This window comes from Polaribacter haliotis (assembly GCF_014784055.1).
GTDB lineage: Bacteria > Bacteroidota > Bacteroidia > Flavobacteriales > Flavobacteriaceae > Polaribacter > Polaribacter haliotis.
This window is the reverse complement of record NZ_CP061813.1, coordinates 272,463-285,354: the sequence shown is the minus strand read 5'-3', so window position 1 is coordinate 285,354 and position 12,892 is coordinate 272,463. Positions and strand designations below refer to the sequence as shown.

The window sequence follows — 12,892 nt, the reverse complement described above, 5'->3', positions numbered from 1 at the left end:
AAAATTAAACAAAATGATTCTGCAATCACAAAAGAATATAATCAATTATTTAACATGTATAATAAAAGTATTAAAAAGAAAGAATTGGAAAAACAATTAAAAGAACTTGAATGATAATTCAACTAGAAACTATTGATTTTTGCCATAATGCTCTTAATTATTGTCAAAAAGGAGGAGAATTTTTGCATGCTAATGAATGTTTAGGAAATGCAAATCAAATTTATCAGCAAATGAAACAAATCGAGCAGATAAATGAAAGGTGTTTAAAAAAAACTTTTCATATTAAAATGAGAATAGCCCCAGAGGATAAAGGAATTTTAAATAATCAAAATTGGATTGACATCTCTAAATCTTACGCAAAAAAAATTGGATTTGAGAATAATTTATATGCTGTATATATACATATGGAAAACACGGACAAAGAACATATACATATTGTTGCTAGTAGAATTAAAAAAAACAATTTAGCTGTAAGAGATAATTACACCCATTATAAAAATATGGATTTTGCAAGAATGGTAGAGCAAAAATATAAATTACGTAAAGTTAAAAGAAGATTAGAAGCTATAAGAAAAGAAGAAGATTTTATTTCTCAAGACAAGCGAACTATATTATTAAAAGACAAAATACTCAAAGCAGTTACATTTTCAGATAACTTAGATGACTTAATTTTTATACTTAAAAATCAAAACATTAAGGTAAAAGTTGGAAGAGGCATTTCATTTACAGATGAAAATGGGATTAAAAAAAAAGGTTCTGCAATAGACAGAAAACTCTCTCTTAATAATATAAAGCGAATGTTTAGCTATGAAAGTAAGGAGAAAGAACAGCATAAGAACCAAATAATAACAGAATCCTTAAAAAATAATAGCCAAAAATTCATTTCAAATAAGACAAAAAACTCCGCAGATAACTTTATTGATAATTCAGATAGCTTAATAAGTGATGTAGATAGAAATAAGAAGCGAAAAAAGAGAAAAAGATAATGATGAATGCTAAAAAATTAAACCACTTAAAAAAGCAATATAAATGCCTAAAATAATCCTTGTAACCCACCAAAAAGGTGGTGTTGGAAAAACAACACTAACCTTTAATCTTGCCATTTCTTTATCTAAACACGCAAAAATATTAGTCATTGATTTAGATTTACAAGGTAGTTTAATCAGTTTGAAAAAAATGGTTACTGATTTTGAAATTATTACATATCAGAAAGAAATTATAAATATCAAAAAAATGGACTTTGATTTCATTTTGATAGATACTCCACCATATTTATCCAATCAGTTACCAAAATTGATAAGTTTAGCCGATTTAATTTTGATACCAACGAAAGCTGGAATATTAGACTTACTTGCTGTTAAAAGTACAATTGACTTAATTGAAGCAGAAAAAAAGCTCCATAAGGCATTAGTGATATTTAATATGATAAAGGCGAATACCACATTAACATTAGACATTTTAATAGGTTTAGAAGAGTATAATGTACCAATTGCTAAAACACATATTTCTGATTTAGTCGCTTTTACAAGGTCTGTTTTGGTAGGTGGAGTTCAAAAAGATAGAAATGCGCAAAAACAATTAAATAATTTAACAAAAGAGGTGTTAACAAAACTTATATAATTATATAAATCTACATTTATATAAAACTATAATTATACTATTATGGAAAAACAAAATATTAGTGATTTAATAAACAAAGTCAAGTCTAATGAGCAGAACAAGACAACCCAAAAAGTATTGCCAATAGCTGAAAAGAAAGATGATGTTCAATTCTCTTTTTACATTGAAAAGTCTTTATTAAAAAAGTTAAAGCAAAAAGCTTTAAATAATGATGTTAGCATTAAAAGCATAATTATAAATGCAATTGAAAACTCCTTTAAAGCCAATTAATAAAGGTTATTAGACTGGAAATAACGGAATCTGTTCAATAGTATCAGAAGATTTAAAATTTAACCTAAATGCTTTATCTTCCTTGAAATTGGATAAAGCATTTTCGTTGTTATATTCTTCTAAAATTTTAGAATCTATCTTCTCGCTTTTCAAACCCTCAGAATGATTCATTAAAAAATCAATTTCTTCTGAATTTAATTTATTTATGTAACTCATGTTTTTTAATTTTTTATAATAGAATATTATTTACTGTTGCTATGATTGAATAAAGAATTTATTAAATTAAAATTTATTCCTCACTTCTTTCATGATTTTCAGTTCTCCTTTTTTATCTATGTAACCGTAAGTCATTTTTTTATTTTCATTAATAAATTCGACAAGGGCTAAACCTGAATTAAATCTATAAATTCTTCTATATTTTGTTTCAATAATTTCACCTGATTTAATATCTAAAATATAATTTATAGGAAACCCTTTTTTTTGATTTATTTTAATTCTAACAACTCCTTCGTTTTCAATAGCATTTATAGATTTTAAACTGTGAAATGTTGCAGGAACTGCATCTTCCAAATCACGAATAATTCTACCATTAACGTCTATAACTCTATAACCGTAATTATACTTTTTTGACTCTTTACTATATTTTTTCTTATGGAGTTTTACCATAGCATAACCATTCACAAAATGCTTTGCTTCTAAAAATTTTGCTTCAATAATTAATCTACCTCTTTTATCTATAAATCCGTATTTTCTATCCTTTGACTTTACTAAAATTCTATTATCATATAAATCTCCTGGTTTATTTGTGTAAATAAAACCAATAGCAGTTTTAAAATTTTCGTCTAAAAAACCCCATTTTCCAGCTCCTTCTTTCTCATTATATCTATAAGCCTTAATAAGTCCATTAACTTCTGGAAGAACACTACTGAAAACTCTTTCTGTAACTTTACCTGTTTTAATGTTTTTTATTTCTGAATATCCATAATTATTTGCTACATATGAGTTATTATTTTTTTGATATCGAATTGCAAAAATTTCATCATTAATTGGAAAAACTTGCTTTTTAGAAGTGTTTTTTTCTTTGTAAATTATTTTCCCGTTTTTATTTATGATAATAAAATCATCTTTTTTGGAGTTTAAATTTGGATTGAGAATAAAATAACCATGAAAGCTTTCTATATTATAGAAAGGTTCGAAAAGAAATTCTCCTTTAGTATTTTTAATACCAGAACCACTTTGCTCTTTAGTGATATAGATATTATTTCCTTGCATTCCATAATCTGTAGAAGTAATATATTGAACGCTTTGATTTACTTTCATTTCAGGTATGATATTCCCTAATTTGTCAATAAATCTTAAATCATTTCCTTTTTTTACAAGTGCATAATTATTAGTAAAGCAGTAAAAGTTCTCTGCATCTACTTTTTTTTGAGAGTATATATTTACATAGCACAAAACTACTAACATTAAAATTTTTATTTTTTTCATTTCAATCATTTTTTTTATTTATAAACTATGTAATTTTTCAATGAACTTGTTATTTAGTAGAATAGAAATGTTACGCCTAACTACTTTTGGATTTTTACTTTCATCTTCAAACGTCTCAATTTGTTTAAGTATACTATCTGCATTTTCATCTTCAAAAAAAAGCGGTAAATACATCTTGAATACTAACGAGGTATCAAAATTATATTTGACTTCAAGGAGGTGTAAAATTTTTAATTGTCTTTTGGAAAAGTTATCGTTCATAATTTTGGGCATAAAAAAACGTGGAACTGAATCTTATCGGTCTAAGTGGTCTCGCCAGAAACCTTCCCTCCAAATAAGAACAGCCCACGCAGAACGTGGGCGTCTTAACTTTGAAATTGGAGGGTTGTAAAACTGGCGAGTTTCTTAAAACCAAATCAAAAGCTATTACGCTTTATATGTTAATATTTTAATTCTTTATATAATCATAAATTTATTTGTATCAAATTTAAGGAAACTTTTTATGAAATTAAACTAATTACTAAATTAAACCAAAAGAAAATTGAATAGTATACATTTATATAATTCCTTAAATATATAATTATAGAATATTAGTTTTATAGCTTACTGTACTGCCTTCTTCAAAGCTTCCAACTCCACTCCTAACCCAGTAAACATTTGAATAATACTACTCATTTTTAGTTCGTGTTCCTCGTATTCTTGTGTATTTATACTGCAAGTAAAACTCCAAAGTTCTAAAACTTCAGAAACAGGAATTTCATAAGGTTGGTAAGATGGATTATCTGGTTTTAATAAGAAAGATTGATTCTCTTCAATTTGATTTTCTAATCGCTTATAAGTCAATCCATCATTTTTTGTAATTACGATATAAGAGACGCCACTTTTTGCATTTATGATATCTTCTACAAATTCTGCAACCACATAAGAACCATCTTTCATTGGTAACATAGAATCCCCTTTAATTGGAAAAGCTCTATGTTTTCCAGTTGGTAAAAAAGGTAGTTTTATTTTTTCTAATTGTTCTATAAATTCAGGATCATCATACCCTAATAAATATCCTGCAGATGCTTTTACAGAAACTACTTCTATTAAATTTTCATTATCTACATCAACAGTAATTGGAAATAAAACTCTCTTATCGCCAACTTCTATAAAAGAAACATCTGTAGCTTTGGTCAAATCTTTTTTTACCAAAATATCAATGGGAAGTCTAAAATATTCTGAAAAGTCTATCAAAAACTCTATGGTTGGCGATGATCTATTCTCTTCATAAGAACTTATTCTTGATCTTGTTACAGCCAATTCTTCTGCCAAAACCTCTTGACTAAATCGCTTTAAACCTCTTAAATGTTTGATATTTTTTGCTAAAATTTTCATATTGCTACAATTACAAGCAACAAATGTATGTATTTGTAGCTTAATTTTGTGTTATGAAAAAGAATATTTTACAATTAGATTTAGATACTTTTTTTGTCTCTTGTGAAAGACTGATAGACAGCAAACTAAAAAAGAAACCTTTATTAGTGGGTGGAACTGGAGACAGAGGTGTTGTGGCAGCTTGTAGTTATGAAACCAGACGTTTTGGTGTGCATTCTGGCATGTCTATGAAAATTGCTAGAAAGCTGTGTCCTGAAGCCGTTATTATTCGAGGAAACACAAGTATTTATTCTAAATATTCTGATATTGTTACTGAAATTATCAAAGAAAAAGTACCCATTTTTGAAAAAGCAAGTATTGATGAATTCTATGCTGATTTGTCTGGAATGGATGCTTTTTTTGGAAGTTATAAATATGCATCAGAATTACGCCAACGCATTATCTCTGAAATTGGATTACCCATTTCTTTTGGAATGTCTCAAAACAAAATTGTTTCTAAAGTAGCGACTGGCGAAGCAAAACCAAACAATCAATTATTGATTAATGATGGATTTGAAAAAGCCTTTTTAGCACCTTTATCAATCCGTAAAATTCCTTCTGTTGGAGAAAAAACATATCAAACTTTAAGAAACCTTGGGGTTGACAAAGTTCGTGTAATTCAAGAAATGCCTTTAGAAATGATGATTAGTGTTTTGGGCGCTAATGGAAAAACCATTTGGAAACGTGCAAATGGAATTGACAATCCTCCAATAATTGCTTTTCATGAACGTAAATCTTTATCCACAGAAAGAACATTTAATAAAGATACCATTGATATGGAAAAACTAAAGAATACCATTTTTGCAATGGCAGAAAACTTGTCTTATCAGTTAAGAAAGGGAGATAAATTAGCTTCTACAATTAGTGTGAAAATTCGATATTCGGACTTTAATACGTACAGCAAACAAGTCAAAATCCCCTATACAAGTGCCGATCATATTATCATTCCTGCAGTTTTAGAACTCTTTAAAAAATTATATCAACGTAGATTATTAATTCGATTGGTTGGCGTAAAAATTTCTGATATCGTTAGTGGAAATTATCAAATAAACCTTTTTGATGATACTGAACAAATGTTGCATTTATACAATGCTATGGACAATGTTCGTAATAAATATGGTGAGTTGAGTATTATGAGAGCAGCTTCAATGGGTGCGAAATCTATTGGGCGTTTCAGTAACCCCTTTAATGGCGAACCTCCTTTAGTTTTAGCACATAGAAAACAATAATGCGTTATGTATTTGAATTGTCATTCTTATTATTCTTTACGTTTTGGAACTTTTTCGGAAGTTTCATTGTTAAAACTTGCGCAAGAAAATTCAATTGAGATAATTGCATTAACTGATATTAATAATACTTCTGCTTGTATCAATTTTGTACAACAGGCTAAAAAAGCAAATATTAAGCCAATTATTGGTGTTGATTTTAGAAATGGAAATCAGCAACAATTTGTAGCATTAGCAAAAAATAACAAAGGTTTTGAGAATATCAATCGATATTTATCTCATTTTTTAGAAAATAAAATTCCTTTTCCAGATAAACCGAAAAATTTGGAAGATGTATACATTATTTTCCCTTTTGAAAAAGTTTTAGAGCTGAATCTTTCCACTTTCAAAAGCAATGAGTTTATCGGAGTTTCTGTGGGAGAAATTAAGAAACTTCGTTTTTCCTATTTGAATAATTTTACTGATAAATTAGTCATTCAACAACAAGTAACTATCAGAAATAAAAGAGATTTTAATGCGCACCGGTTATTACGTGCGATAGACAATAATACTTTATTAAGTAAATTGTGTACTTCTGAAGAATGCAAACAAACAGATATAATGTATTCAAATTCTGAAATTTTAAAGCATTTTGAAGAGTTTCCAAACATCGTAGAAAACACAAAAGCAATTCTAAATACTTGTAATATTGATTTCGGTTTTGATGATGAAAGAGTCAATCAGAATCAAAATTTATATTTGAATTCGTTTGAAGAAGATTGTAAAATGCTTTTAGAATTGTGTGATGCTAAAATTTACAATCGCTATAAAAACCCGAGTGAAAAAGTGTTAGCTCGTTTAAAAAAAGAGCTAGATGTTATTGTGGATTTGAAGTTTGTTTCTTTCTTTTTAATCAATTTTGATATTATTAGTTATGCCAAAAGAAACAACTTTTTTCATGTTGGTAGAGGATCTGGAGCAAATAGTATAGTCGCTTATATTCTTGGAATTACAGATGTAGATCCAGTGGAATTAGATTTGTATTTCGAACGATTTATAAATCCATTTAGAGCTTCTCCTCCCGATTTTGATATTGATTTCTCTTGGAAAGACAGAAATACAGTCACTCAATATATATTTAATCGTTTTGATAATGTTGCATTATTAGCGACTTACAATACCTTTAAATACAAAGCTGTTGTTCGTGAACTGGGGAAAGTATTTGGTTTGCCAAAAGAAGAAATTGACAAGTTAAGTAAAGGCGTAAAATCTAATCAATTGGATGATATCTCTAAATTGGTTTTAAAATATGGAGAATTGATTGAAGGTTTTCCAAATTATGTGAGTGTACATTCTGCAGGCGTTTTAATTTTAGACAAACCCATTCATTATTTTTCAGCTACTTCTATGCCTCCAAAAGGATTTCCTACTGTTCAATATGATATGAATATTGCAGACGATGTGGGTATTTTTAAGTTTGATATTTTAGGGCAAAGAGGTTTGGCAAAAATTAAAGATGCTTTAGAAATTATCAAAATAAATAATCCAGATCATCCGCCAATCAATATTACAGATATTGAAAGTTTTAAGAAGGATAAAAAAATAAATAACCTTTTAAAAACTGGTGGCGCAATTGGTGCGTATTATGTGGAATCTCCAGCAATGCGTGGATTGATGCAAAAACTACAAACGCAAGATTATTTAGGTTTGGTTGCAGCAAGTTCTATCATTCGCCCTGGTGTTTCTGGCTCGGGAATGAAAGAAGAATTTATCAAGAGACATCGTTTTCCTGAAAAGCGAAAAGAAGCGCACCCAATTTTATTAGAAATTATGCCTGAAACCTATGGAGTTATGGTATATCAAGAAGATGTGATGAAAGTTGCCAATAAATTTGCAGATTTATCTTTGGGTGAAGCTGATGTTTTAAGACGTGGAATGAGTGGAAAATACAGGTCTTTAGCAGAATTTAAAGGAGTTGAAGATAAATTTATTTCCAACTGCAGAAAAAAAGGGTTTAAAGATGAATTGACATTTGAAGTTTGGAATCAGATTAAATCTTTTGCAGGTTATGCTTTTGCAAAAGGACATTCAGCTTCTTATGCAGTAGAAAGTTATCAGAGTTTATTTTTAAAATGCTACTACCCTATTGAATTTATGGTTGCAGTTTTAAATAACGGTGGTGGCTTCTACTCAACTGAACATTATATTCACGAAGCTAAAATGTGTGGCGCAACCATTGAATTACCTTGCATTAATAAAAGTGATCACGCTAATTCTGTTATTGGAAAAACAATCTTTTTAGGTTTTGGATATTTAAAGAATTTGGAAGATATCACAGTTAAGAAACTCTTAACAGAACGTCAAATCAACGGACTTTTTCTTTCTATAGATAATTTTATAGATCGAATTGCAATTTCTATTGAACAGCTAACGATACTTGTTAAAATTGATGCTTTTCGATTTACAAAGAAAACAAAAACTGAATTATTATGGCACTCAATTTTTAAGACAAATGCCACGAAACAAAAAACGAAACAATCACAATTATTTAAAATAAAAACTACAAAATATGAGATTCCGAAATTAAAATTTCATTGGTTGGAAAATGTGTATGATGAGATGGAATTATTGGGTTTTACAATTCATAATTATTTTAAGTTGGTTACAGAACCTTTTTTACCAAGCGTAAAAGCCAAAGAAATGAATGCTTTTAGCAATAAAAATGTATTGATTTATGGAATGCTTGTAAATACTCGCTACAATAAAACTTCGCAAGGAAAACTAATGCGTTTAAGCACATTTATAGATGAAGATGGACATTATTTTGATGCTGTTCATTTTACAGATGTGGTGCATCAATATCCAATAAACGGAATGGGAATTTATGGTTGTTATGGAAAAATCACCAATAGATATGGGTTTTGTAGTATGAATATAATTCAATCTAAAAAAATGAGTATTGCTGTTGATCCGAGAAATTAATTATATAAACATATAATTATAGAAATCCATAATTATATTTCAACTGGTTTCACTATTTTTATCTAAAAGATATATTTAACTTAACTATTAATGATTCAACTCTCCAGCATTAAAGAAAGACTTAAAAATTTAAATGATACTGAATTCCAAGAATTGTGTGATTCTTTTTTGAGTTTAAGGAATAGAGATTATAAAGCATATTCTCGAAATGGAGCTCATGAGATTAAACAGAAAACTACCAAGGGAACACCAGATTCTTTTATTCAAATGCCCAATGGGCTTTATTTATTTGTAGAATCTACAACAACTGAACATAAAGGAAAAAGATTACTAAATAAGCTGAAAGATGATATTTCTGGATGTTTGAATACTGATAAAACAGATATTCCAATTAATAAAATTCAAGAAATAATTCTATGCTATAATTCAAATTTAAGAGCTGTTGAAATTGAAGAAATTAACAAGGAAGCATTTGAAGTTATGGAAAAACTCCCTATGCATTACAGTCTTGATGCACTTGCAAATGAAATATTTTTTCATCATAAAAACATAGCATCAGATTACTTAAATCTACCATTAGATACAGGACAAGTTGTTTCGTTAGAAAAGTTTGTAGAAGAATACGACAATGGTAAACAGAAACTTGCTACACCTTTAGCTGGTCTGTTTTTACATAGAGATGAAGAACTTAAAAACCTGAAAAGCAAGTTGTTTACTGATGATATTATAATCATTTCTGGTCCTGCAGGTGTTGGCAAATCAAAATTAGCATTACAATCTATTCATGAATTTATTCAATCAAATTTAGATTATAATGCTTTCGCTATTTCTCCAAAAGGAGCAGATTTAATAGGAGATTTAGGAGCTTATTTTAATGGAGATGATAATAGTATTTTATTGGTAGATGATGTTAATCGTGTTGATAAATTTGATCAAATTTTAGGGTTCTATAAAAGCTTAAATCATAACAATTTAAAACTTATTTTGACAGTACGTGATTATGCTTTAGATAATGTTAGTGAATGGTTATACTTGTATAAAAATTCTATTGTAAAAATTAATGGTTTTAATTTTGAAGAAATTAAAACCATTATAGAAAAAGAGCCTTTTGGTATTTTAAATGGAACATATCAATATAAAATTTATGATTTAGCAAAAGGAAATGCTCGTCTTGCAGTTATGATGGCGATGATAGCAAGAAAAACAAATAATCTTGATTCTTTAAATAATGTAGCCGATTTATTTGAGCAATATTTTGAAACTTTTGTAAGTGACCAAGGCGCATTTAAAGATAAAATAGTACTAAAAGCGTTAGGAATTTTATCCTTTTTTTACACGCTACCTTATAATAACCAAGTATTAGATTCAGTTGCCAATGCGTTTTCAATTCCTGCTGACAAGTTAAGAGAAACTTTTGATAGGTTACATAATTTAGATTTAATAGAACTGAACTATGAGCATGTAAGAATTGGAGAACAGAATCTTTCTACCTATCTTTTTTATAAAGTGTTTGTTAAAGATAAACTATTATCGTTTGAAGCTCTTTGCCACAATTACTTTGAACAACAAGAATATCGTTTTAAGGATACTGTTTACCCAATGCATCAAAATTTTGGAAAAGAATTCATCTCTAAAGAAATAAAACCTGCGCTTATTTCTTATTGGTCCACTATTAAATCTGACAATGAAAAAGCTTTTCGTTTTTTGAAGTTTGCTTGGGAGTTTTTGCCAGACGAAACTTTAATTTATTTAGAAGAGCAAATTAGCTCTATTAATACTTCAGAAAATAAAGAATTAACAACAACATATGAAACGAATGATTTTACCAGTAATTCCAGTCGTGAAAAACATTTAAACTTACTTTCAAATTTTCTAAAAAAACCAACATTCTTTTTAGATGCTCTTGAATTATCATTTCTGTTTGTCAAACAGAATAATCAGCACCTTTCACAATTAATATATAATATAGATAGTAACATAATATTTACAGAAGAAGACTACATAGATCATTTTAAAAGACACTCACAGCTTGTAGATTTTTTAATTGACGAAGCTAAAAATGGAAAATTAGAAGCTCTTGCCTTTTTTGCCATATCAAGAAAATTATTAAAATCTTTGCGTTGGAGCTACGAGAATAAGAAGGAAGCTAAAAAAGATGATTTGAATATAGCTTCTGTTAAAAAATCTCGTATAAAAATTTTAGAAACTCTTTTTACTCTTTATAAGAATTATCCTGAAGAAACATTTTCTGTTGTACTAAACTTTTCAATGGCAGGTGATAACAATAACAAATATACGTTTGCTTTTGATTTAGTTTATCTAATTCCATGGATAGATAAAAATATGAAAGCTAAATCCTTTCGCCATTGTTATTATATTCAAGAAATGATACGCTCTTCAAGAGAAATAAAATATAGTAACCCTGATTTTAAAAGACTCAAAACAACTTTTAAACATCCTACTTACAATTTATTTGAGCTTGTTAATTGGGACAGACGTAGAGGAAAAGAAGAATACGATTTTGAAGATTACGATGAGTTTGAAAAGTTAAAAACTTCTGATATTGCTAAAAAATTAACCTTCAAATCAAAAAAAGAACTTAATTTATTCATAAAACAATATTATAAAATATTGGAATGGAAAGAGGTTAATATGTATTCGCAGTATAACGTTTGCGATAAAGTAATAGAAGCTAATCTTAAAGCAAATAGTGAAATTGGATTGTTAACATTTATAGAACTCGCAAAATTGCAAGATATAAATAAGTCTAACTCTGATTTTTATATATCACGTAAATCAATAGATAACTTAACAAGTTATCCAGAATTAAGAGAAAAATTCTGGAAAGCAATTAGGTTGAAAAAATTAAACGAAATATGGAAATTAGAATTACTTTTTAGCCTTCCTCCCCAAGCCATAACTAAAAAGCATATTAACAGACTTTTTATCGTATTAAATACTATTAAAGTGAATTTTGGAATTAGAATCGAACGAGTAGAAAAATATGAAACTATTGAACCTGAAATTCTTTTTAAAACTCTTCAAATCGTTGTAAAAAGACTTGAAACTGAAAATATAAAAATTTGGTTGTGGAATGAATTTTTAATTTCAGCAGTAAATTCATTTGATAATATAAACCTAATAAAGAAAGCCTATATTCAGCAAGATCAACTTACTAATAGTTTCGATTATTCAGGTAAAGGTTTATTAAACATACTTGAAAAGGATAATAGCTTTTTGTTACAATACACAAAAGTTATTTTTGAAAAAAACACAAGAGAAAGAGCAAAAGATCACAAAGAATTATCGGTAATTTGGAAATTGCCAAGAGTGGAAAATATTTTGGATGAAGTAATCGAATATATGGCTGATAATTTAGATATTTTTTTTATTTCAGAGCATTTTGCCAATGCTTTCTTTCAGAGCCCTAATGCCAACACAGAAAGAGCAAATAATTATTTATTAAGATTTATTGAAAAATACAATAAGCAACCAAAAATGATTCTGATTGCATTTGATATAATTCACTGTAATAAAAAGGAGTTATTTAATAAGGCATTTGAGATTTATATTCATAGTAATCAAGAATTAAACTGTTTCAAAAGTATCAAATGGACAGATAATCAAATAACATTTCCAGGAGATGCAATCGTTGGAGCTATTCGAGCTACTAAATGGGAAAAAATATTAAAATTAGTTATTGATATGAAATTGGGTACTAAAACACGAGCGATTCGAAATTATGTTAAATCGAGAAGAGATAGTGAACTCTTGTATGCCGAGCATGAAAAAAGAAGAAAATTTTTACGTAATTAAAATTATTCAACCTTTTATCACCCGTTATAAATCCATAAAAATGAGTGCTTTTAAAAATATAAATTTATTTATTTATTTATTTATTTATTTATGGA

Annotated in this window: 9 protein-coding genes; 6 read left to right on the top strand and 3 right to left on the bottom strand. The window is 28.0% G+C overall.

Annotated features, from left to right (window positions below):
* Nucleotides 1-110: 110 nt before the first annotated feature.
* The 3 genes from H9I45_RS00890 to H9I45_RS00880 are packed head-to-tail and all read left to right on the top strand — an operon-like array spanning nucleotide 111 to nucleotide 1,890.
* On the top strand, nucleotides 111-986 hold the full coding sequence (locus H9I45_RS00890; protein WP_088355053.1) for a relaxase/mobilization nuclease domain-containing protein: 876 nt from the start codon (nucleotides 111-113) through the stop codon (nucleotides 984-986).
* A gap of 43 nt (nucleotides 987-1,029) precedes the next feature.
* Nucleotides 1,030-1,620, top strand: a complete 591-nt coding sequence (locus tag H9I45_RS00885) for an AAA family ATPase (RefSeq protein ID WP_088355054.1) — start codon at nucleotides 1,030-1,032, stop codon at nucleotides 1,618-1,620.
* Between the two features lie 42 nt (nucleotides 1,621-1,662).
* Nucleotides 1,663-1,890 carry a hypothetical protein gene (locus H9I45_RS00880; protein ID WP_088355055.1) on the top strand — a complete coding sequence of 76 codons (228 nt, stop codon included), beginning with the start codon at nucleotides 1,663-1,665 and terminating at the stop codon, nucleotides 1,888-1,890.
* 9 nt (nucleotides 1,891-1,899) lie between these two features.
* On the opposite strand, the gene H9I45_RS00875 is transcribed toward H9I45_RS00880, so the two are convergent.
* The 3 genes from H9I45_RS00875 to H9I45_RS00865 form a co-directional block, all read right to left on the bottom strand.
* Entirely contained in the window at nucleotides 1,900-2,106 is a 207-nt protein-coding gene (locus tag H9I45_RS00875; protein ID WP_088355056.1) for a hypothetical protein, read from the bottom strand.
* Between the two features lie 66 nt (nucleotides 2,107-2,172).
* A complete protein-coding gene (locus H9I45_RS00870; protein WP_176397595.1) occupies nucleotides 2,173-3,378 on the bottom strand; it encodes a WG repeat-containing protein in 1,206 nt (401 codons plus the stop codon).
* Nucleotides 3,379-3,981: 603 nt separating this feature from the next.
* A complete protein-coding gene (locus tag H9I45_RS00865) occupies nucleotides 3,982-4,755 on the bottom strand; it encodes an XRE family transcriptional regulator (protein ID WP_088355059.1) in 774 nt (257 codons plus the stop codon).
* A 53-nt stretch (nucleotides 4,756-4,808) separates the two neighbouring features.
* Between H9I45_RS00865 and dinB the strand changes: the two genes are divergently transcribed.
* The 3 genes from dinB (at nucleotide 4,809) to H9I45_RS00850 (ending at nucleotide 12,797) form a co-directional block, all read left to right on the top strand.
* Nucleotides 4,809-6,023 (top strand): DNA polymerase IV, encoded by a 1,215-nt coding sequence (dinB, locus tag H9I45_RS00860; protein ID WP_088355060.1) that lies wholly within the window; start codon nucleotides 4,809-4,811, stop codon nucleotides 6,021-6,023.
* 6 nt (nucleotides 6,024-6,029) lie between these two features.
* On the top strand, nucleotides 6,030-8,981 hold the full coding sequence (locus H9I45_RS00855; RefSeq protein WP_088355061.1) for a DNA polymerase III subunit alpha: 2,952 nt from the start codon (nucleotides 6,030-6,032) through the stop codon (nucleotides 8,979-8,981).
* Between the two features lie 90 nt (nucleotides 8,982-9,071).
* Entirely contained in the window at nucleotides 9,072-12,797 is a 3,726-nt protein-coding gene (locus H9I45_RS00850; protein ID WP_088355062.1) for an nSTAND3 domain-containing NTPase, read from the top strand.
* The last annotated feature ends 95 nt before the right edge of the window (nucleotides 12,798-12,892 follow it).